This is a genomic window from Flavobacteriales bacterium, from assembly GCA_016712535.1.
Lineage (GTDB): Bacteria > Bacteroidota > Bacteroidia > Flavobacteriales_F > PHOS-HE28 > PHOS-HE28.
Genome location: JADJQW010000002.1, coordinates 1,311,894 through 1,332,057, shown reverse-complemented (window position 1 = coordinate 1,332,057; position 20,164 = coordinate 1,311,894). Strand labels below are relative to the sequence as shown.

Genomic DNA, 20,164 nt, shown 5'->3' with positions numbered 1-20,164 from the left:
CTTGGGTGCATGTACTTCGACGTGGACGAATCACTGAGTTCAGGTCCGTGTTCATCCGGGGCTATCCGTGGCAAAGTCATCTGGCAATAGCGCGCAAGGGGCGCGCAGGTATTCCGCTTGGCCGAACCTTGGGTCCCGGCCTGTCCCTCGCCCAACGCATCTTCGCGGCGCGTCCACCGTTCAAGGCCACGTTGCCGGCCGAAATCGCCGGAGGCCTTGCTCTTGAACATGACCAGCGATATGCGCCTCCTGATCACCGGTGGCTCGGGCTTCATCGGCACCAACCTCGTGGAAGAGTGCCTCGCGCAGGGCATCACCTTGCTCAACCTCGATTGGAATCCGCCGCTGAACCCGATTCATGCCAAGCATTGGCGCGAAGGGGACATCCTCGACGGACCAGCCACGGCGGCCGCCCTGCAGGCCTTCGCGCCCACGCACGTCGTTCACCTTGCCGCCCGAACCGATACCGAGGAGCCCACCGACGTGGACGCCTACCGCCAGAACCATGAGGGCACGCGCCTGCTGCTCGAGGCGGTGAAGCAATGTTCCACGGTGCGCCGCATCGTCGTCACCAGCACGCAGTTCGTTTGCGAGGCAGGCTACCAGCCCCAGCACGACCTCGACTTCAAGCCCTTCACGGTGTACGGCGAATCGAAGCGGCTCACGGAATTGGCCACGCGCGAAGCGGGCCTGTCGTGCGAATGGGTGATCATCCGACCCACCACCATCTGGGGGCCGTGGAGCCTTCGCTACCGCGACGTGATGTTCAAGGTGATGCGCAAGGGACTCTACTTCCATCCCGGCCGGCAGCGCGTGGTGCGCTCCTACGGCTATGTGGGCAATGTGGTGTGGCAGGTCATGCGCATGCTCGAAGCGCCTGCAGAGAAGGTGCACGAGCAAGTGCTCTACGTAGGCGATCCGCCCTTTGACCTGAAGGAATGGGTTGAAGAGGTCTCGAAGCAGCTGGTAGGCAAGCCCGTGCGCTACATACCGAGCTGGCTGGTGCGCCTCTTGGCCATCACCGGCGACGCCTTCAAGGCGATCGGCCTCCCCTTTCCCATCACCAGCGGCCGCTACCGCAGCATGACCAGCGATTACATCACGCCCATGCACCGCACCATCGCCGCCGTGGGCGAAGCCCCCTTCTCCATCGCCCAAGGCGTAAGTGCCATGGTGCGCTGGTACGATAACGATAGCCAGCGGTGGAAGGCGGGCCCAAAAAAGGATGCACGACAGGTGCGATGAGGGCAATTCAAGTTCAGCGCAGCAGCACCTCCTCGATCCCCTCCAACTTCTCATCAGTGAATCCGCCGCTGGCGCGGTGCACGATGCGGCCTTCTCGGTCCACCACGAAGAAGTACGGGATGTCCTTGTCCTTCAGGCCGAGCGCCTGGCGCAATTCATCGGTGTCGTCCTTCACGAACACCACGCGGTCGGCCACTTCGGGCTCGGCGCTCTGGCGGAACTTCTTCAAGCTGGGGGCATAGGCGGCCTTGTTCGCACCGGTGAAGAGCGGCACGAAGTACACCTCGGTCTGGTAGGCGTTGGCGAAGAGGCCGTGCTTGGCCACGAAGCGCAGGTAGGCGGGCTCGTACCAGTCCTCCAGCGCGGGCTGCGCCTTCTGCCCGTAGGCGAGGCCGATCACGATGAAAGGCGTATCGGGGCTTCCAGGCAATTCGATGGTGCTGCCATCGGCACGCTCGCCGTGCATGGTGGGGAAGCGGTCCTGTCCGTGGGCGGCCGTTGCGCAGGCCAGCAGGCTGAAGAGGGCGATGGGCTTCATGCGGGGACCGCTTCGATCATCGTGCCATCAGCGCACGCCATCCTCCGGATTCTTGCCCTTGTGCGGACGGAACCAATCCTTCATGCGCTCGATGTCGGCCTCGGGGTCGCTTGTGAGCGGGAAGGGGGCGGTGATGATCGCGAGCTTGTTGGGGTAATCGAAGGTGGCCAGGATGATGGGCACGCCGGCGCCGGTGGCGATGCGGTGGAAACCGGTCTTCCAATGCGGCTGGTAGCTGCGCGTGCCCTCGGGGGTGATGGCGATCTTCTTGATCGCGCCGCGCTTGAAGAGGTCCACCACGGCATCGACCATGTTGTTGTGCTTGCTGCGGTCCACCGGGAAGCCGCCGAGCCCGCGGAAGAACCAGCCGGTGAGCGGTCCGAAGAGCGAATCCTTGGCGAGGAACTTCACATCGGTGAGGCGGGCGATGCTGCGCACGGCCAGGCCAACCACGAAATCCCAGTTGCTGGTGTGCGGTGCCACCACGATGATGAAGCGGTCGAGCCGGGCGGGGCGCTCATCGCGCAGCTCCCACCCGAGCAGTTTCAGGAACACCAGCTTGTACACCGGGCGCATGGCGGTAAAGATGGCTAGTGTCTCAGCATGCGCAACTGCGACCGGCGTGACATGCACAGGCGAGCAGAGCACCGCAGAGCCTTCAGGTACCGCGTGCGGTGGGTGTCCACGATCCGCGCGGGACAGGCGGTCGGCGTGCCCGAGCGTAGAGCCTGTGCGGTAGCCGAGCCGCCTGGACTTGGATCGTGGTTGATTTTTGGCTCCACCTTTTCATCAAGGAAAAGGTGGAAATGAACTTGCACCCATTCATATCAATCTGAGCCACGAGCAGCTCCCATCCCCCCTCCCATCTTTGCGCCCCAATTCCAAGCCATCCATGTCCAGCCGACTGATCGAATGCGTGCCCAACATCAGCGAAGGCCGCGACCGCGCCAAGATCGACGCCATCGCCTCCGTGGTGGAGACCGTGGAAGGCGTGCGCCTGCTCGATGTGGACCCCGGCAAGGCCACCAACCGCACGGTGATCACCTTCGTGGGCGAGCCGGAAGCGGTATGTGAGGCGGCCTTCCGCCTTGTGAAGAAGGCGCAAGAGCTGATCGACATGCGCAACCACAGCGGCGAGCACCCGCGCTTCGGCGCCACCGACGTATGCCCCTTGGTGCCCATCAGCGGCGTGAGCATGGCGGAATGCGCGGCGCACGCGAAGAAACTGGGCGAGCGTGTGGGCAACGAACTGGGCATCCCGGTTTACCTGTATGAAGCCGCCGCGAGCGAAGAGAAGCGCCGCAACCTGGCCAATAACCGCAGCGGCGAATACGAAGGGCTGCCGAAGAAGCTGAAGGACCCCGCGTGGAAGCCCGACTTCGGCCCGGCCGAGTTCACCGACAGCGTGGCCCGCAGCGGCGCCATCGCCGTCGGCGCGCGCAACTTCCTCGTTGCCTACAACGTGAACCTCAACACCACCAGCACGCGCCGCGCCAACGCCATCGCGTTCGATATCCGCGAGGCGGGCCGCAAGGTGAAGCAGGCCGACGGCAGCGAAGCGCAGGTGCCCGGCAAGCTGAAGAGCGTGAAGGGCATCGGCTGGTTCATCGAGGAGTACGGCATCGCCCAGCTCTCGCTCAACCTCACCGACATCACCGTGACGCCGGTGCACATCGCCTTCGATGAGGCGTGCAAGGCCGCCGATGCGCGCGGCATCCGCGTGACCGGCAGCGAGCTCGTGGGCCTGATCCCGAAGCAGGCGCTGCTCGATGCCGCCGACTTCTACCTCGCGCGCCAGCAGCGCAGCCTGGGCATCGCCGAGCGCGAGAAGATCAAGATCGCCGTGAAGTCCTTGGGCCTTGACGACCTCGCGCCCTTCGACCCGCAGAAGAAGGTGATCGAATACATGCTGCAGGATGCCGGAAGCGAGCGCCTGGTGCGCATGGACCTGAAACGCTTCAGCGAGGAGACCGCAGGCGAGAGCCCGGCGCCCGGCGGCGGCAGCGTTGCGGCTTATGTGGGCGCGCTCGGCGCTGCGCTGGGCACCATGGTGGCGAACCTCAGCGCGCACAAGCGCGGCTGGGACGATCGATGGCAGGAGTTCAGCGAGTGGGCCGTGAAGGGCGAGGCGCTGCGCAACGAACTGCTCTACCTGGTGGATGAGGACACGCGCGCCTTCGACCGCATCATGGCCGCCATGGGCCTGCCGAAAGGGAGCGCCGAGGAGAAGGCCGCGCGCAAGGCCGCGATCGACGAGGCCACCAAGGGCGCGATCAATACGCCGTTGCGCACCATGCAGGTGTGCGTGGAGAGCATGGCGCTGATGAAAGCCATGGCCACGAACGGCCTGCCCGCCAGCGTGAGCGATGCCGGTGTGGGCGCGCTGTGCGCACGGGCGGGCGCATTGGGCGGCTATCTCAATGTGCGCATCAATTGCGCGGGGCTTGATGATGCCGCGTTCAAAGCGGATGTGCTCTCGAAGGCCGATGCGCTGAAAGCACGAGCCGATGCGCTGGAAGCGGAGGTGATGGCCACCACCTTGAGCAAAGTGTAGGAAGAACTGCTGTTCTCAGAACCGCACCGCGATTCCAACCACCGCGCGCTGACTGCTCCAATCCAGTCCGCCGGTCCTGCCGTCGGCATCCATGAAGGGCATGCCGTCATAGCGCTGCACAGCGATCCGCGTCCCGCCCGTGGCCTCGAGGCCGACGAAGCCGCACACCGTATTGGACAGCAGATGCACGTATCGCGCGCCGATGGAATTGCACGCGCTGCGGCCCACCACCGGAAGCGAGATCGCATTGAGCTCCAACGAGAGCGCCGCGGTGCCGATCGCGCCGTGCACCTCGACGAATGCGCGCCCGCCGATCCACGGCCGGTAGGCACCGCTGATCGCGAAGGTGCTGAAGCGGACCTGGTCGATGGCCTTGCCGATGCGGTCGGAGCCGATGCGGTCGTAGTGAACGCCCAAGGAGAACCGCTTGGTGAACGCGTACTGCACGCGGAAGGCGACGGCACCACTGAGGACGGCATTCGCCGAAACACTGTCGGCCGCCTCGTGGATAGTGAGCAGCCCAGCACCCCCGCCGATCGAAGTGAAGAGCTGCTTGCGCGCGATGGCCTGGCCGTGCACCGCGGCGGCGGCTGCACAAGCGATCATCAGGACGAGCGGGCGGAAAGCGGCCATGGAGAAAGCGGGGCGGGCGAAGATCGCGCACGCCATCCACGATCAGAGGTGCGCGAATCATCCCGTAACCGCAATCCGGGCGGGTCATGCCCGTTCCATCTTCGCGCACACACCAGCACATGCCACTTCCTCTGATCGCCGTGGTTCGCGGCGGATACACCGGTGAATCGGTCATCAGCATGCAGAGCGCGGCCCGCATGATGGCCGCCATCGATCGTGCGCGCTTCGACCCGCTCTTCGTGAGCATCTCACGCACCGGCTGGAGCTGCGAATCGCCCGAGGAAGCCCCGGTCGCATTCGACCGCGGTGCCTTCTCCGTTGATCGAGGCCATGGTCCCGAGCGCTTCGCCGGCGCGATGATCGCGATCCACGGAAGCCCCGGAGAGGATGGGCTGCTGCAGGGATACCTGGACCTGGTTGGCGTGCCATATCAGACCGGTGGCGTGCTGTGCATGGCCCTCACCATGAGCAAGCACGGAACAACCGCGCTCCTGCGGCAGCTCGGCTTCGATGTTGCCCCTTCGGCCCTGCTCATGCCGCGCATGCCCGACCTGCACGCACGCGTCGCCAGCATCGGGTTCCCCTGCTTCGTGAAGCCCGACCGAAGCGGCAGCAGCCTCGGCATCAGCAAAGTGAAGTCGGCAGCCGATGTGCAGGCAGCGCTCGACAAGGCGTTCGCCGAATGCGCCACGGTGATGGCCGAGGCGGGAGTCACCGGCCGCGAGCTCACCTGCGGCGTGATCGACCTGGGCGGATCGGCTCGCGCGCTGCCCGTATGCGAGATCGTGCATTCGAAGGAGTTCTTCGACTACGACGCCAAGTACCACGCGAGCGACACGCAGGAGCTGGTGCCCGCGCCGCTGCCTGAAGATGTGACGCGCTTGGTGCAGGAGCGTTCAGCCGCGATCTACACGCTGCTCGAGTGCCGTGGCATGGTGCGCGTGGACCACATCTGGACCGGCGATCGCCTGGTGACCATCGAAGTGAACGCCACGCCGGGCTTCAGCGGAGCCAGCATCTTCCCGAAGATGCTCGAGGTATCAGGCATCGGAGTGGCGGCTGCGGTGAACGGCCTGGTGGAGCAGATGCTTCAGCGCAAAGGCTGAGTGCGGAGGAAATCCGTCGCCGCGCGCATGGCCCGGGCGCGGTGGCTCAACGCGTTCTTCTCCTGAATATCCATCTCAGCGAAGGTGCGCGCGTGCTGCTCCGGCTTGAAGATGGGATCGTATCCGAAGCCACCCGCGCCGCGCGGCGCTTCGATGATCGTCCCATGGACCACGCCCTCGAAACTGCGCTCCTGATTAGTCGCCACGAAAGCGATCACCGTTCGGAACCGGGCCGATCGATCCGCAGCTCCGCGCAATTCATCAAGCAGCTTGCGCATGTTGGCCACGGGATCCTTCGAAGGCCCGGCATAGCGCGCGGAAAGCACGCCGGGCGCGCCATCCAGAGCCATCACTTCAAGGCCGGTATCATCGGCGAGACAGGGAAGGCCCGTGCGTTCGTGCGCGAAGCGGGCCTTTTGCAGCGCGTTCGCCTCCAGCGTATCGCCTGTCTCGGGAAGGTCGAGGGGAAGGTCGGCATCCGTCAAGGAGATCACGTCGATGCCCTTCGGCAACAGCAGCCTGAGCTCGTCCACCTTGCCAGCATTCCCGGTGCAGAGTACCAGCTTCATGACAGGTCGTCCATGGGTCTCCGCTGAACCGAGGCTCAAGCACCGGGAGCGGCCTCACGCTTCTCGCGAACGGTGTACATGGGCTTGCCTTTGTGCATAAGGAAGAGGCGCCCGAGGTATTCACCGATGAGGCCCAGCATGAGCAGTTGGATGCCGGAGAAGACCACGACGGCGGCCATGATGGAGGCCCAGCCCTGGGGCGTATCGGTGAGCAGGCTCTCGATGAAGGCGGTGATGGCCATGATGAATCCAACCAGGCTCACCACGATGCCGATCACGCTGCTCACCCGAAGCGGCATCACCGAGAAGTTGATGAACATGATCAACCAGAGCCGCACGAGCTTTCGCAGCGTGTAGCCGCTGCTCCCTTCAGCGCGGGGGGCGTGCAGCACCTTGAGCTGGCCGATGCGCTGGGTGTTCTCCAGGATGATCCCATCGATGTACGGGTAAGGTCCACCGTATTCCAGCACGCGGTCGCGCAGGAAGCGGTTGATGCAGCGGAAGCTCGACAGGTAGAGGTCCTTGGGCTTGTCGAGCAGAACGTTGGCCACGGCATCGTTGAAGCGGCTGCCCAGGTTGCGGAAGAGCGAATGCTGCTTGCGCTCGTAATACGTGTACACCACATCGAGCTCGGCATGGAGCAAATGGTGCTCGAATAGGCGCTTCACCTCCGAGGGCGGGTTCTGGAAATCGTCGTCGATGTTGATGATGTACTGTCCGTTCGCGGCGGCATAGCCTGCCATCACGGCGTTGTGCTCGCCGAAATTCCGCGCCAGGTCGATGGCGATGATGGGCATGGGCGCTTCCAGGCAAAGGCGCCGGATCGCCTCCCAGCTCTGATCGGGGCTGCAATCATTCACCAGCACCACTTCGACCCCGCCATCGATGCGGAGGCCGGCGAGCTCATGCACCAAGCGCTCGATGCTGGTGGCCCCGTTGTAAACGGGGATGACGATGGAGAGGGAGATCATGGGTGCGGGCGCCGGGCCACCAAGAGCACAGAACCACCGAAGGGCAGCGCCGCCCCGAAGGAAATGAGCCGACGCTCCAGTGCCAAGCATCCCCCGAAGGCCTTATCCACGATCGGATGGAAGGGAGCGACGTCGCTGGCTTCGGGCGATGGCCACAGCTTGCGCCGAAGGGCCATCAACGGGAATAGCAGGGTGTTCCAGTAGGTGGTGCGCAGCACCTCAAAGCCCGCCTCACGGAGCATGGCGCTGGCCTCGCTCCGGTTGAAGCGCTTCACCTGCCCCACCGCCACATCATGGTAGCTCAGCATCCACTGGTAAGCGGCCAGGTTGAGCACCAGGATTCCTCCCGGACGGAGCACCCTATGGAAGCCCCGCAAAGCGGCCTCGCGGTCCATGGGATAGCCGAGCACATCGAGGCTCACCAGCGCATCGCAGGAGGCTTCGGCGAAAGGCAATGCGTCGATGGAGCCTTGCACGACTTGCGCACCGGTCTTGCGGCGCGTGAAAGCACAAGAGGCTTCTGAAAGGTCGATGCCGTGCAGGCGCGCCCCGCGCCGGGCATCACCGATGGCCTTGAGCATGCCGCCCGTTCCGCATCCTGCATCAAGGATGTCAACGGCCTTGGGGGCGTGGCTGTTCAACGCCCAGGTGATCAGTGCGCGCAGCCCACGGTACCACCAGAGCGAGCCCTCGAGCTCATCCATGCGTGCCACTTCCGCATCGGTCATGCTCATGACCGCTTCAGGGCTTCGAACTCGGCACGGTCGCGCAAATAATCGGCTTCGTCATAGGGCTTGTCGCAGAACACGATCACCACCGTATCGGGGCCCTCGAAGGTGAGCTTGTTCCAGATGCCCGGAGGGATGCTGATCCCGCTTCCCGGCGCATCGAGCTTCATCGTCGTGCTGCGCTCCGCATCGTCCAACGCGATGGACACGCTGCCATGAAGGCACACCACGGCTTGCGTGCACCAGCGGTGGGCATGATTGCCGCGCACCCCGCCTGCGGGCACGCCGCTCACAGAGAACACGCGGCGGATGGGCATGTCGAGGCCAGATCCGCCTGTGTCCGGGAATACGGTGAGCGTGCCTTCAGCGCTGGTGAAGCAGCCGAAGCGCAGCACGCGCAGGTCATCGATGGTGGCTTCGGTCATGAGCGCGCAGCAAAGAAATCGTGGACGGAGCTCGCCACACGGTCAGCATCAGCATCGGTCATTTCCGGATAGAGCGGCAAGGAGAGCACGGTGCGTGCAAGGCGCTCGCTCACCGGCATCGGGCCACGCGAGACGCCGAGGTAAGCGGGCTGCGCGTGGACCGGCTCCGGGTAATGGACGCCGGCATGGATGCCCGCGCGAAGAAGATGCGCGCGCAATGAATCGCGCATGGCTTGATCAGCCGCTTCCACCACGAACAGATGATAGGCATGCGCGCAGCCATCGCTCACCATGGGCAGGATAAGCGGCTGGTCCGCGAGCTGGATGAGGTACCGTTGCGCGAGCTGCCTGCGCCGTAATGCGCACGCATCGAGGTGCATGAGCTTCACGCTGAGGATGGCGGCCTGGAGCGGATCGAGCCGGCTGTTCCAACCACGCAGCTCGCTGTGCTGAGGCGCGCGCCAACCATACTGGCGCAAGAGCCGGAGGCGGTCGGCAACCTGCTCATCGTCCGTGAGCACCATGCCAGCATCACCGATGGCGCCGAGGTTCTTGGTGGGATAGAAACTGAAGGCGGCAGCGTGCCCGAAGGTGCCGACCTTCCTGCCCTTCCATTCGGCAGCATGCGCTTGCGCGCAGTCCTCGATCAATCGGAGGCCATGCTCCGCGCAGATCGACTGCAGCGCGCCCAGGTCTGCAGGGTGGCCGTAAAGGTGGACGGCGATGATGGCCTGGGTGCGCGGCGTGATGAGCGCTTCAACGGCCTTCGGGTCGATGGTGCGCGTGCGCGGGTCCACATCGGCGAGCACGGGCGTGGCACCGGACATATCAATCGCCGCGACGGTGGCCACCGCAGTATGCGAAACGGTGATCACCTCATCGCCAGCGCCTAGGCCCAGAGCGCGAATCGCGAGATGCAAAGCGTCGGTGCCATTGTTCACGCCGATGCCGAAGCGGGCTCCATTGTATGCGGCGAAACCGGATTCGAAACGCGACACGGCCTCCCCAAGGATGTAGGCGGGGCCTTCGAGCACTTCGCGGATGGCCGCATCAATCTCGGGGCGGAGCGCCAGATAGGCAGCGCGCGGATCGCTCGTGAGCAAGGGGGACGAAGGCATTCCTGCGGCCGGGGTCGGTGGCGGCGAATCTAGCAGCGGCAGGCGCCCCGCTTCGTCTAATGGCACGACATGGCCTTTTGAGCTAACCTTGCCTCCCCTTCCTTCCGCACCCGCCATTGCCGATGCTGTCCTGGTCCAAGAGCACCGATCTGCTCCAACGGCGGCCCCTTGCGTTCATCCTGATCGCCTTGGCGGCACGAGCCATGTACCTGGTGCTCTCGATGAGCCAACTGGCACCCAATGACCACGCAGGCTGGCTCTTCGTTGAATCGGGGGATGCATCGCTCTACCTCGACCCGATCGACCACCTGATCGAGCATGGCGCCTACAAGGACGATTACCGCATGCCCGGTGTGGGCGCGCCTTATTTCCTGTTCCGGCAGTTCCTTGACCCAACGGCCAGCCGGCAAGCGATGGTGGCCATGCAGTGGCTGCTCTCCGGGATCACGACCTACATCCTCGCCCTGCTGGCATGGCGACTTACCGGACGTCACCTGGCAGGCTTGGTGGTCTATGCCGTATTCCTGGTGAGCGCATACAGCGCGTGGTTCGATTCGGTCATCTCTTCAGACAGCCTGTCCACCTCGGCCATGATCCTGCATGCCTGGCTGCTGCACCGTGCGGTGGCCGAGAAGCGCAAGGACCTGCTGCTGCTGGCGGGCCTCATGATCGCCTGGCTCATCTTCCTGCGCCCGATCAGCTTGCTGCTGCTGGTCCCTGCCGCCTATGTCACCTGGCGGTATTGGGATGACCGGCGCCGGTGGAGCATGGCAGTGCTGGTGCTTTTGCCGTTCCTGGTTCTCGATTCCGTATGGACTATCCGCAATTGGCAGGTCAACCACCGCTTCCGCCCGCTCACCAACCAAGGCTATCAGCCCGACTACTTCATGCGGGAGGTCCGCGGCCATGCCATGCAATTCATTCAGTGCTATGGCGGCGACTACATCTGGTGGAATCCGAGCGCAGACATCCGATGGTTCGGCATATGGAAAGGAGGGGCCGCGCTGGACAATGAGGGCCGTGATGCCAAGGAACCTCCGCCCTATGCGTATGTAGAAGGGTACGACCGCGATAGCCTGATCTGGTTCGGTGAACGCGTGCGCGTAATCGAGAGCGGTGCGCTCACGCCTGAGGATTCGCTTCGGGCCGTTGAAGAAGTGAACGCGCGGTTCGATCGCTTCGCCGCGCTGTACCGCGAAAAGGCTCCTTTCCAATATCATGTGATGAGCCGCCTGCGCATGTTCAGGAACCTCATGGGGCAGCATGGCACCGAATCGATGATCCTACAGCCCTTCGCAGAGCTTCCGCTCGGGCTGAAGCTCTTCAAAATCCTGCAAACGGCCCTCTTCATCACCGTGTACGGCCTTTTCTGGCTTGCCCTGCCGGTGCTCGCATGGCAATGGCGCAAGGAGCGGACGCTGCTCCGTGTGCTGATCCCATCAACGGCGCTCTATCTCACGCTCATCTTCCCGATCGGCCTCCGCATGTGCGAATGGCGTTACCTCGCGCTGCAATTCCCTTTCGTGCTGATGCTATCTGCCTGCCTGGTGCTGGAGGCCTTTTTACGGATGCGCGCGCTGCGCGGTGCCGGCACGGCGAAGCCGGATCAGAGCCGCAGCACCCAAGTGCCCCCCTCCAGCGGCAAGTGATCGAGCGTGGCGGCCGGATTCGCGGCTTTCCAGCGGCGCGCGGTCTCGCGCTCATCATCCCGGTCGCCGTCATCGAGGATCACGGTGGCCCCTCCGGCCAGGTGCGCCTTCAGCAGGGGCATCGCCGGCCAGCGTGCCAGGGGCTGCGTGGTATCCGGCGGACCATCAACCAGCAGGAGATCGATCGGCGCATCCAACGCGAGACGGGAAAGGTCGTACCAGTGCCATTCACGGCCATCGATCATCTGCTTCACCAAGGGCGCGTGCACCACGGTGGCGAAATCGCTGAGGCCGTGATCAGAGAGCAGTTGCCGGCTGCGTTCGGCGTACTTGGCATCGTGCTCCAGCGCGATCACGCGTCCTAGCCCCTTGCGCTTGAAGCAATAGGCCATCACCAGCGTTGAGACGCCACTGCCGGCCTCCACCGCCAAGCGCACGTTCCGCGTGAGGCAATGCGTAGCCACTTCGCGCAACAGGTCAGGTGCCGCTGCCCACGAACGGGTAGCGGGCAAGGGCAGCTCCGGCCGCAACAGCGCATTGAGGCCCATGATGGCTTCGATCTGGTGGAAGGCGCTACGGCCTTCGGCGTATTGCTTGTTGAACACCTGCATGCGGTGGTGCCGGAGGTCGATCAGCAACAGCACGACGAAGGCCGTGGCCAACGCCATGGGCGCGACGAGGCCAACGGTGCCCCAGGCGGCGTGCGCCAGCACCCCAATAGCTGCCACCGCGAACGGTGCGCCCACAGCCACGATGATCCTGTTGCGATTGAAGCGTGGTTCCATGCCAGGTGCTGCAAGTGTAGAGCCTAATGGGAATCACAGGTTGCGAGACCCGCGCCAAGTCCGTTCTTTGCTTCAGACGACCGATCGCGATGAGCGCCCTGAAGGGATTCGCCAAACGCCTGTATGCTGCGCTGCCCTTCAAGCAGCCTCTGTTCACCGCCCTGCGAGCGGTGGTGCCTGTGCCTGAGCCGGTTTACCGGCACTTGCACTTCAAGGGCATCATCACGGTGAAGGTCGATGCCAAGGCCTCTTTCCGGATCAGGCACCACGGCCATCTGATCGAGAATGAGCTCTTCTGGCGGGGCCTCTCCGGCTGGGAGAAGACTTCTTTGGAGCTGTGGACGCGCTTATGCCGCCAATCCCAGGTGATCCTGGACATCGGTGCCAATACCGGTGTTTACGCGCTCGTAGCGAAGGCCGTGGCGCCCAAGGCGGTGATCGCGGCCCTGGAGCCCGTGCCCCGGGTGTTCGTGCGGCTCGAGGACAACATCGCGCTCAACGGCGGCGGGATCACCGCCCTGCGCGCAGCCGCTAGCGACCATAAGGGCAGCGCGGTGCTCTACGATCAGGGCTGGGCCGACCATGTGCTCTCCGTCTCACTTGATCCGGAGTGGAACAAGCAGGATCCGAACCTGACCCCGATCGACGTGCCCTGCCTCACCGTGATGGATGTGCTGTCTGAACTGAAGCAGCCAACGGTGGATCTGGTGAAGATCGACGTGGAGACCTACGAACCCACGGTGCTCCGCGGCTTCGTGGACCTGATCCGCCGCGACAAGCCGACTATGCTGATCGAGTTGCTCAACGACACGGTGGCCCAGCAAGTAGCCGAGCTGGTGGATGGCCTGGGCTATGCCTATTACAACATCGACGATCAGGCCTGGCCACCGCTGCGCACCGAGCGCTTGAGCCGCAGCGCCCACTACAACTTCCTGATCTGCCGACCTGAGGTGGCCGCGAGCATCGGGCTGTGACCCGCCGCTCAGGGGCCATCGGTTTACATTCGCCCGGACCCGATTCTGCGCAGCAGCATCTGGGCCTGAGCCCAGCATGCGCCGTTGCATCGTCATCTTCAGCATGGAGCCTTGGGGCGACATGTGGTACTCCAAGCACCACTATGCCGCTCGGTTGGCGCGTGAGCACGATGTGTACTTCGTGGGCCTCCCCGACCGCTGGCGGTGGACAGACCTGTTCTCCTACCGCGCCAAGGTGAGCCGTGTGCCCGAAGGCGTGCACGTGGTGGAATACCGCAACAACCTGCCGCTCCGATTCCTGAGCCGGTGGCTGAGCGATCGCATCGTCGCCTCCAGCGCACGCAAGGTCCAACAGGTCCTGCCCGATGCGCCATGGGTGCTCTGGTCCTTCTACCCGGCCTCGCTGGCCACCCACCTTAACCGGATGCGGAACGGCAGCAAGCTCATCTACCATGTCGTGGACCCGTACATCGATAGGCCCAACAACCTGGCGGTGGCCCGCGCAGCGGACCTCACGGTGGCCATCAATCCTTGGTACCGCCGCTTCTACGGCCGATTGAACGCGCACTGCATCGAGATCCCGCACGGCGTTCAGCCGGAGCACCGCGTGTTCGATGAATCCGCGGTGCAGGCGCACCGCTCGCGCTGGGGCCGCTTCGCCCTGCTGGCCAGCGGCATGAGCGGATCGGTGAACTATCCCTTGCTGCTGCAGCTGGCGCGCACCAGGCCCGAGATGCCCTTGCTCGTGGCGGGCAAGCGCTTCCCCCTGCCCAAGCACGCGCAAACGCTCAGCGATTCGCTGTTCGCGCTGCCCAATGTCCATCACCTCGATGTGCTGCACCCCGATGCGCTGCGCGACCTGGTGCGCGCCGCTGCGGTGTGCCTGCTCACTTACGAATTCGAGCCGCGCTTGGCCGAGCCCGTGCAAGCCGGACGGACTCCGCTGAAAGTGCTCACCTATCTGGCACAGCATCGGCCGGTGGTCTCCACCAACAACAGCTATGTGCCTGCGCTTGAAGAGAAAGGCTTCTTCAAGGCCGATGACCCCGCCGAGTTCCTGCGCCTGGTCGATGAAGTGCTTGAAGGCAAGCGCATCGTCGATTCCGCCGCTGTTGACCAGTACCTGGATTCGGTGGAGTACGCGCGGCTCGCGGATCGGATCCTGGCTGAGCTTGACGGCGGAGCGCCGGTGCCCGAGCAAGGAGCATCAGCCAAGCCGCGGATCCCAGCAGGGCACCCGGTCATGATCATCTCCAACGAGGCCTGGGAAGGGCCCATGTACAGCAAGCACCGCACGGCATTGGCGCTGGCCGACCGCCGCGTGGTGCTCTTCCTGGATCCGGCGAAGCGCTGGATGCCGATCAATCTGCTTCGCTGGCGGATCTCTGAGCGCAGCACGCCGCAAGGCATCGCCGTCCTCTCCTATTTCAATCCGCTGCCGTTCCTTGGCGGGCGCTTGCGCGGGATGAACGATGCCATCGTGCAATGGCGCCTTCGCCGGTTCCTGCAGCGCACGGGCCGGTATCGCCCGGTGATCTGGACCTTCGACCCGAGCCGCTTGGTGGCGCCGCAACGCCTGATCCCATCGCCACCGTTTACCACTGCGCCGATGACCACCGCCTTGGCGTGAATGAAGAGAGCACGCTGGCAGCGAACGTGCAGCATGTGCTGTGCATCGCCAAGCACCTCATGCCGCGATTCACCGCGCTGAATGCATCGGTGCACCATGTACCTCATGGCCTATCGGCGGAGGACATGGCACCGCCCCTCACCCCTACGGCATACGGAGAAGGCTACGGACTGTACATCGGCAATGTGAATGACAGGCATGATTTCGAATTGTGGCGGAAGCTGATGGAGGCGCACCCCGATATCCACTGGCTGGTGGTTGGGCCGATCCGCGTGAGCGACCCCCATGCGCTAGGCCTGATTGAGCGGGACCCCTTGCCGAACGTGACCTTCACGGGACAGGTTCCCTATGCTGAATTGCGGAGCCTGATCGCCCATTGCGGCTTCGGCTTCCTCTATATGAAGCCCGACCTCGATGCCAATCGCATCTCGAGCCAGAAAGTGGTGCAATTCCTCGCGCAAGGCAAGCCCTTCTTCTGCAGCTGGCTATCGGAGTACGAGGGCCAACCGGAGCTGATCACGATGACCGACTCGCACGCTGACGCCTTGGAGAGGTTCCGTGAATGGCGCCTGCACGGAGAGCCGGCCTCATTCCGAGAGCAGCGTCTTGCACATGCCCGTGAACTGCTCTATGATCACCTCCTGGACCGGTTGCCCTTCACCCTATGACACGCCCAGCATTGCCAGCTGAACGCGCAAGATGAGCCTGAAGCGGAGCATCTTCTTCACCTCGCTCACGCAAGTGCCCACCTTGCTGTTGTACTTCGCAGCGAGCATGCTCATGACCCGGCTGCTCGGCGACCAGGGCCGCGGCGAGTATGCGCTGGTCACCAACCAGGCGGCCTTGTTCGCCCTGCTGCTCTCGCTCAACATCGGGTACGGCATCAGCTACTTCGCGGCAAAGAGCGGCAATGCGCGCGATGTGGTGGGCACGGCCATGGCACTGCTCCTGGCGAACCTGGTGCTCGCACCGGTGCTGCTGGCGGCGGTGCGCGCGGTGCCTGCCGCAAGCGACGTGCTGATGCCGATGCGCGCCGATCACTGGCTCTATTGGGGCTTCGTGTACCTGAGCATCATGCTTTCCTTGCTCAATACGGCCTGCCTATCGATGCTGCTGAGCCAGAAGCGCTTCCGTGAGCTGAACATCTCGAGCATCATCGGGGCCACGGCGAGCGCCCTTGGCTTCGCCGCGCTGTTCATCGTGCGCGACCGGATCCACCCGGACCATATGCTGGCGGCCGTGCTGATCGTCACCATCGCCGGCCAAGCGGTGATCACCGGGCTATCGTGCGTGCTTTACGCCATGCACATCGGCCTGAAACCGGTGCCGGCCTGGAACTGGAGCGTGATCCGCCCCATCCTCGCCTTCAGCATGGTGGGCTACTTGAGCACCTTGGTGAACATGGTCAACTACCGGTTCGACACCTGGGTGGTGAACCACTATCACGGCACGGCCAGCCTTGGGCTCTACGCTGTGGGCGTGGGCCTGGCTCAATTGCTCTTCCATGTGCCTGAGCCCTTCTCCCGTGTGGTGCAGCCCTACCTCTTCGGCGCGCACGATCCGGGGATGCTGGCGCGCTTCAAGGCGGTGGCGCGCATCAACTTCACCACCGTGCTGGCCTTGGCGCTGATCCTGGCGGTGCTTGCACCCTTGGTGGTGACGCTGCTCTTCGGCGAGGTGTTCGCGGGATCGGTGCTGCCCTTGCGGCTGCTGCTTCCCGGAATCGTCCTCAACTGCGCCTTCAAGCTGCTCGCGCAACTGGTGGTGCAGGGCGGGATGCAGCGCATCAACCTCATCGCGGCGGTGATCGGCGCGTGCTGCACCGTCGGCCTCGATTTCGCGCTGATCCCGCGGATGGGGATCGCCGGGGCCGCCATCGCCAGCACCTTGGCGTATGCCTTGGTGCTGGCCATCGTGCTGCATGCCATCCGCTGGCGCATGGGCATCCCTATAGGCGACCTCTTCATCGTCCGAGCCTCCGATATTCGCGCGCTGATCGGCGGGAAACTGCATGCAGCGGAAGACCCAAGCAGCCTTCGACCGTGAGCACCTCGCCCAACCTGGAACCGGCATGGCATCCCGACCAGCACAGCCTTCGTCTTCGCCTTGAAGCCGCCGGAGCCACGCACCATCGCCGCCGCTGATTCGGATTGCCTTGATGATTGACCGCATCGAACCGAAGCCGCGAATGGCCCTGCGCACCATCGATGCGGTGCGCGGGCTTGCAGCATTGGCCGTGGTGCTGTTCCATTACGGAGGGGTCGTGCTCCCTACGCTTGCGCCGCATCCGCTGGAAGGCCTGCTGTCCTTCGGCGAATACGGCGTAGAGGTGTTCTTCGTGCTATCCGGCTTCGTGATCCCTTACAGCATGGTGCGCGGCGGCTACGGTTGGGGAGCATTGGGCCCGTTCATGTGGAAGCGGTACCTCCGCATCGCCCCGCTTGCGTACTTCTCGGCCTTGCTGATGATCGCCTATCACCTGCTGTCCAAGATCCTGCTTGGCCGCCCTGTTCAATCGCACGATTGGCCCGGGATCGATGCCGCTTCGGTCATCGGCAACCTGCTCTTCCATCCGCAGCTCCTCGGCAGCAGCTGGTTCAACTTCGTTTTCTGGACCCTTGCCGTCGAGCTCCAGTTCTACTTCGCCATCGCGTTGACGCTGCCGATGCTGCTGCAGGCCAGGCTTGCCGCATTGAATGCCGCGATCCTGGTCGCCCTGCTGGGCCTGAGCCTGGTGGTGAACGAGGGCTTCATCCTGCACTCCGGGTATTTCATCCTTGGGGTTGCGGCCTTCCTTCATCGCCAAGGCAGCATCGGCGCCCGCGCCTTCGTCGCTGTTTCCGTCGCAACGGTGGCGGCCTTGCTGCTAAGGGATGAATGGGCCCCGGTCGGGCTATCGATCGCTACCACGGGACTGCTGCTCTGGAGGCCGGGCTTGGGATCGCGCTTCACTGATTGGCTCGGGGCCATCAGCTATTGCCTCTACCTGATGCACGTGCCCGTCGGCTATTTCTGCGAGAGCGCCCTGAAGCGGGTGACAGGCCTGCATGAGCTGGCATGGGGCAAGGTGCTGCTTCTCTTCGTGTACACCGGCATCGCGCTCCTCGCCGCCCACCTCCTCTACCGCGTGGCCGAGCGCCCATGGTTGGAGCGATTGAAGCGGATCAGGATCAACGCCGGGCCGGGCCCGACAACGGGAAGGGGAACTCCTGCATCCAACGGTTCACGCCGATGAGCAAGCCGTTGCACGTCCTGCACACCTTCGCGAACAACGCCACGGTGCCTTACCTGAGCTGGTTCGCCGAACGCGCGGCGCGCGAGGGCAACGTGCGCTACTCCTTCGTTAACATGCATCGCGAACGGCCCGCGATGATCGATGAGATGCAGCGATTCGGCTTCGCGTGCGAATGGATCCCGTACGATGACCGCCATCGCAAGAGCGGCCTGCTCCGGGCGTTGCCATCGCTCTATCGGCACATCAGCAAGCACCGCCCGCAGATCGTGCATTGCAACCTGTTCGACGATAGCGTGCCCGGCCTGATCGCTGCGCGCGCGGCCGGCGTGCCCATCCGCGTGATCACCCGGCAGGACACCGGCTTCCACTGGATGCATGCACGGCGCTGGCTCTGGGTCGATCGCTGGAATGCGCGGATGGCCACGGACATCATCACTGTTTCGAATGAGGCTCGCCAGCACTTGATCGACCATGAACGCTTGCCGGCCGCCAAGATCACCATGGTCCACAACGGCATCCCGCCCGGCCCGCACACCGCGCAGGACCCGTCGGCCATGGCCGCTCTGCGGGCGCGCTTCGGCATATCAGGGCATTCACCCGTGATCGGCACCGTTGCGCGCTTCATCCCATGGAAGGGCTATCGCCACATCGTGGACGCTGCGCGGATCATCATCCAACGACACCCGCGCGCGCGCTTCCTGCTCTGCGGCCAAGGCGATCAGGAGCCGGAGGTGCGCCGCTGGATCGAGGAAGCGGGCCTCCAGGACCATGTGGTGCTCACCGGCCGCATCGAGCGCAGCCTGATGCCATCGTTCTATGGAGTTCTCGATGCGTACCTGCATGCGGCCGTGCTCGAGCCCTTCGGCCTGGTTTACGCCGAAGCCATGATGAATGGCGTGCCGGTGGTGAGCACGGATACCGGTGCAGCGCACGATGCCATCACCGACGGGGTGAACGGCATGCTCACCGCAGAGCGCAGCGGTGAAGCGCTCGCCGAGGCGATGGAGCGCCTGCTCGCCGCTGACCGCCGCGCCATCGGAGAGGCCGGCCGCTCCACCGCGCGGCGCATGTACGCTTTCGAAACCATGTGGGAGGGAACGATGGCCGTTTACCGCAACGCGCTCGCACGACGATGAGCCAGCAGCCATTGGTGAGCGTGGTGATGCCGGCGTACAACGCCGAACGGTACATCGCGGAAGCCATCCGCTCCGTGCTGGCGCAATCGTGGGTTAACGTGGAGGTGGTGGTCGTGAACGACGGATCGAAGGATGCCACCGCCCAGGTCGCGCGCAGCATCAACGATCCCCGCGTGCATGTGATCGATAAGCCGAACGGCGGGGTGAGCAGCGCACGGAACAAGGGCATCGATGCAGCGCGCGGCTACGCCATCGCGTTCCTCGATGCGGACGACGCGATGGAGCCGCGTGCGGTGGAATTGAAGATGGAGGCCCTCGCGCGCACCGGAGCGGATTGGGCGTTCAGCGACATGTGGACCTGCGATGCCGCATTGCGGCCTGTCGGGGACCCCGAACGGGGCTCGGACAGCGACCATGCGCGGATCGTCCTCCTTGGAGAAGGACACGCCGTGCCCGGTGCAGGAAGCAACCTGCTCGCGCGCGCGCATTGCTTCGCCGACGGATTGCGCTTCGATACCGCCCTATCGAACGAAGCGGACAAGGACATGGTGCTGGGCCTGGCTTCCCGGTTCAAGGGCGTGCGCGTACCGGAGCCCTTGTTCCGCTACCGCGTGATAGGCGGCAGCATGAGCCACAACATCGCCCTGTTCGAGCGCGACCACCTGCTGATGCTGCGCAAAGCGAAGGAGCGCGGACTGCTCGCCGATGAGGGCTTCGCGCGCGATGTCATGGCGCGCTGCTATTGGGCCATTGGCGGGAGCTGGTGGCGCAATGCGCGACGGCCGCTGAAAGCGCTGCCGTGGATCGCGCGAGCTGCGTTGACCCGACCGGGCCTGGTGATCAACAAGCTGATCGGCCGTTGAGTGCG

General features: G+C 64.3%; 20 protein-coding genes. 11 read left to right on the top strand and 9 right to left on the bottom strand.

The window, feature by feature from the left end:
• Positions 1-240 precede the first annotated feature (240 nt).
• Positions 241-1,245, top strand: coding sequence for an NAD(P)-dependent oxidoreductase (locus tag IPK70_05435; GenBank protein ID MBK8226599.1), 1,005 nt, complete (start codon positions 241-243; stop codon positions 1,243-1,245).
• Positions 1,246-1,258: 13 nt separating this feature from the next.
• Here the strand turns inward: IPK70_05435 and IPK70_05430 are convergent, their stop codons facing one another.
• Together IPK70_05430 and IPK70_05425 are read right to left on the bottom strand one after the other, a co-directional pair.
• Positions 1,259-1,783 (bottom strand): hypothetical protein, encoded by a 525-nt coding sequence (locus IPK70_05430; GenBank protein ID MBK8226598.1) that lies wholly within the window; start codon positions 1,781-1,783, stop codon positions 1,259-1,261.
• Between the two features lie 27 nt (positions 1,784-1,810).
• On the bottom strand, positions 1,811-2,359 hold the full coding sequence (locus tag IPK70_05425) for a 1-acyl-sn-glycerol-3-phosphate acyltransferase (GenBank protein ID MBK8226597.1): 549 nt from the start codon (positions 2,357-2,359) through the stop codon (positions 1,811-1,813).
• Between the two features lie 316 nt (positions 2,360-2,675).
• On the opposite strand from IPK70_05425, the gene ftcD reads away from it, so the two are divergent.
• On the top strand, positions 2,676-4,337 hold the full coding sequence (ftcD, locus tag IPK70_05420) for a glutamate formimidoyltransferase (protein MBK8226596.1): 1,662 nt from the start codon (positions 2,676-2,678) through the stop codon (positions 4,335-4,337).
• Between the two features lie 15 nt (positions 4,338-4,352).
• On the opposite strand, the gene IPK70_05415 is transcribed toward ftcD, so the two are convergent.
• Complete coding sequence (locus tag IPK70_05415; GenBank protein MBK8226595.1) at positions 4,353-4,970, bottom strand: hypothetical protein; 618 nt, start codon at positions 4,968-4,970, stop codon at positions 4,353-4,355.
• Between the two features lie 119 nt (positions 4,971-5,089).
• On the opposite strand from IPK70_05415, the gene IPK70_05410 reads away from it, so the two are divergent.
• The gene (locus IPK70_05410; GenBank protein MBK8226594.1) at positions 5,090-6,076 is read left to right on the top strand and encodes an ATP-grasp domain-containing protein; all 987 of its coding nucleotides are present in this window, start codon (positions 5,090-5,092) and stop codon (positions 6,074-6,076) included.
• Here IPK70_05410 and rdgB read toward each other — a convergent pair.
• From rdgB to IPK70_05385, 5 genes are read right to left on the bottom strand one after another with little or no spacing between them, the layout of a single operon-like run.
• Complete coding sequence (rdgB, locus tag IPK70_05405) at positions 6,061-6,645, bottom strand: RdgB/HAM1 family non-canonical purine NTP pyrophosphatase (protein MBK8226593.1); 585 nt, start codon at positions 6,643-6,645, stop codon at positions 6,061-6,063. The genes IPK70_05410 and rdgB overlap by 16 nt on opposite strands.
• Before the next feature lie 35 nt (positions 6,646-6,680).
• Positions 6,681-7,616 (bottom strand): glycosyltransferase family 2 protein, encoded by a 936-nt coding sequence (locus tag IPK70_05400; GenBank protein MBK8226592.1) that lies wholly within the window; start codon positions 7,614-7,616, stop codon positions 6,681-6,683.
• Positions 7,613-8,350 carry a class I SAM-dependent methyltransferase gene (locus tag IPK70_05395; protein MBK8226591.1) on the bottom strand — a complete coding sequence of 246 codons (738 nt, stop codon included), beginning with the start codon at positions 8,348-8,350 and terminating at the stop codon, positions 7,613-7,615. Before IPK70_05395 ends, IPK70_05400 begins: the two co-directional genes overlap by 4 nt.
• Positions 8,347-8,769: an FdtA/QdtA family cupin domain-containing protein gene (locus tag IPK70_05390; protein MBK8226590.1), complete on the bottom strand. Its 423-nt coding sequence runs from the start codon at positions 8,767-8,769 to the stop codon at positions 8,347-8,349. The genes IPK70_05395 and IPK70_05390 overlap by 4 nt, the downstream gene beginning before the upstream one ends.
• Positions 8,766-9,887, bottom strand: a complete 1,122-nt coding sequence (locus IPK70_05385) for a DegT/DnrJ/EryC1/StrS family aminotransferase (GenBank protein ID MBK8226589.1) — start codon at positions 9,885-9,887, stop codon at positions 8,766-8,768. Before IPK70_05385 ends, IPK70_05390 begins: the two co-directional genes overlap by 4 nt.
• 122 nt (positions 9,888-10,009) lie before the next feature.
• Between IPK70_05385 and IPK70_05380 the strand changes: the two genes are divergently transcribed.
• Positions 10,010-11,536, top strand: coding sequence for a hypothetical protein (locus tag IPK70_05380; protein MBK8226588.1), 1,527 nt, complete (start codon positions 10,010-10,012; stop codon positions 11,534-11,536).
• On the opposite strand, the gene IPK70_05375 is transcribed toward IPK70_05380, so the two are convergent.
• Positions 11,494-12,321, bottom strand: a complete 828-nt coding sequence (locus tag IPK70_05375; protein MBK8226587.1) for a class I SAM-dependent methyltransferase — start codon at positions 12,319-12,321, stop codon at positions 11,494-11,496. The two genes, IPK70_05380 and IPK70_05375, sit on opposite strands and share 43 nt — an antisense overlap.
• Before the next feature lie 89 nt (positions 12,322-12,410).
• Here IPK70_05375 and IPK70_05370 point away from each other — a divergent pair, with 89 nt between their 5' ends.
• The 7 genes from IPK70_05370 to IPK70_05340 all read left to right on the top strand — a co-directional run bounded on the left by IPK70_05370 (position 12,411) and on the right by IPK70_05340 (position 20,159).
• The gene (locus IPK70_05370; protein ID MBK8226586.1) at positions 12,411-13,295 is read left to right on the top strand and encodes an FkbM family methyltransferase; all 885 of its coding nucleotides are present in this window, start codon (positions 12,411-12,413) and stop codon (positions 13,293-13,295) included.
• A 76-nt stretch (positions 13,296-13,371) separates the two neighbouring features.
• Entirely contained in the window at positions 13,372-14,925 is a 1,554-nt protein-coding gene (locus IPK70_05365) for a hypothetical protein (GenBank protein MBK8226585.1), read from the top strand.
• Positions 14,922-15,593 (top strand): hypothetical protein, encoded by a 672-nt coding sequence (locus IPK70_05360; GenBank protein MBK8226584.1) that lies wholly within the window; start codon positions 14,922-14,924, stop codon positions 15,591-15,593. Before IPK70_05365 ends, IPK70_05360 begins: the two co-directional genes overlap by 4 nt.
• A 31-nt stretch (positions 15,594-15,624) precedes the next feature.
• The gene (locus IPK70_05355) at positions 15,625-16,971 is read left to right on the top strand and encodes a polysaccharide biosynthesis C-terminal domain-containing protein (GenBank protein ID MBK8226583.1); all 1,347 of its coding nucleotides are present in this window, start codon (positions 15,625-15,627) and stop codon (positions 16,969-16,971) included.
• 142 nt (positions 16,972-17,113) lie between these two features.
• Positions 17,114-18,160, top strand: coding sequence for an acyltransferase (locus IPK70_05350; protein MBK8226582.1), 1,047 nt, complete (start codon positions 17,114-17,116; stop codon positions 18,158-18,160).
• Positions 18,157-19,296: a glycosyltransferase family 4 protein gene (locus IPK70_05345; GenBank protein MBK8226581.1), complete on the top strand. Its 1,140-nt coding sequence runs from the start codon at positions 18,157-18,159 to the stop codon at positions 19,294-19,296. Before IPK70_05350 ends, IPK70_05345 begins: the two co-directional genes overlap by 4 nt.
• A complete protein-coding gene (locus IPK70_05340; protein ID MBK8226580.1) occupies positions 19,293-20,159 on the top strand; it encodes a glycosyltransferase in 867 nt (288 codons plus the stop codon). Before IPK70_05345 ends, IPK70_05340 begins: the two co-directional genes overlap by 4 nt.
• Positions 20,160-20,164 lie beyond the last annotated feature (5 nt).

Excerpts from the sequence above, each read along its gene's own strand:
- IPK70_05365 (MBK8226585.1), top strand. The coding sequence starts at position 13,372 with ATGCGCCGTTGCATCGTCATCTTCAGCATGGAGCCTTGGGGCGACATG.
- IPK70_05430 (MBK8226598.1), bottom strand. The coding sequence starts at position 1,783 with ATGAAGCCCATCGCCCTCTTCAGCCTGCTGGCCTGCGCAACGGCCGCC.
- IPK70_05370 (MBK8226586.1), top strand. The coding sequence starts at position 12,411 with ATGAGCGCCCTGAAGGGATTCGCCAAACGCCTGTATGCTGCGCTGCCC.
- IPK70_05390 (MBK8226590.1), bottom strand. The coding sequence starts at position 8,769 with ATGACCGAAGCCACCATCGATGACCTGCGCGTGCTGCGCTTCGGCTGC.
- IPK70_05380 (MBK8226588.1), top strand. The coding sequence starts at position 10,010 with ATGCTGTCCTGGTCCAAGAGCACCGATCTGCTCCAACGGCGGCCCCTT.
- ftcD (MBK8226596.1), top strand. The coding sequence starts at position 2,676 with ATGTCCAGCCGACTGATCGAATGCGTGCCCAACATCAGCGAAGGCCGC.
- IPK70_05340 (MBK8226580.1), top strand. The coding sequence starts at position 19,293 with ATGAGCCAGCAGCCATTGGTGAGCGTGGTGATGCCGGCGTACAACGCC.
- IPK70_05410 (MBK8226594.1), top strand. The coding sequence starts at position 5,090 with ATGCCACTTCCTCTGATCGCCGTGGTTCGCGGCGGATACACCGGTGAA.
- IPK70_05425 (MBK8226597.1), bottom strand. The coding sequence starts at position 2,359 with ATGCGCCCGGTGTACAAGCTGGTGTTCCTGAAACTGCTCGGGTGGGAG.
- IPK70_05375 (MBK8226587.1), bottom strand. The coding sequence starts at position 12,321 with ATGGAACCACGCTTCAATCGCAACAGGATCATCGTGGCTGTGGGCGCA.
- IPK70_05395 (MBK8226591.1), bottom strand. The coding sequence starts at position 8,350 with ATGAGCATGACCGATGCGGAAGTGGCACGCATGGATGAGCTCGAGGGC.
- rdgB (MBK8226593.1), bottom strand. The coding sequence starts at position 6,645 with ATGAAGCTGGTACTCTGCACCGGGAATGCTGGCAAGGTGGACGAGCTC.
- IPK70_05350 (MBK8226582.1), top strand. The coding sequence starts at position 17,114 with ATGGCCCTGCGCACCATCGATGCGGTGCGCGGGCTTGCAGCATTGGCC.
- IPK70_05355 (MBK8226583.1), top strand. The coding sequence starts at position 15,625 with ATGAGCCTGAAGCGGAGCATCTTCTTCACCTCGCTCACGCAAGTGCCC.
- IPK70_05345 (MBK8226581.1), top strand. The coding sequence starts at position 18,157 with ATGAGCAAGCCGTTGCACGTCCTGCACACCTTCGCGAACAACGCCACG.
- IPK70_05415 (MBK8226595.1), bottom strand. The coding sequence starts at position 4,970 with ATGGCCGCTTTCCGCCCGCTCGTCCTGATGATCGCTTGTGCAGCCGCC.
- IPK70_05400 (MBK8226592.1), bottom strand. The coding sequence starts at position 7,616 with ATGATCTCCCTCTCCATCGTCATCCCCGTTTACAACGGGGCCACCAGC.
- IPK70_05385 (MBK8226589.1), bottom strand. The coding sequence starts at position 9,887 with ATGCCTTCGTCCCCCTTGCTCACGAGCGATCCGCGCGCTGCCTATCTG.
- IPK70_05435 (MBK8226599.1), top strand. The coding sequence starts at position 241 with ATGCGCCTCCTGATCACCGGTGGCTCGGGCTTCATCGGCACCAACCTC.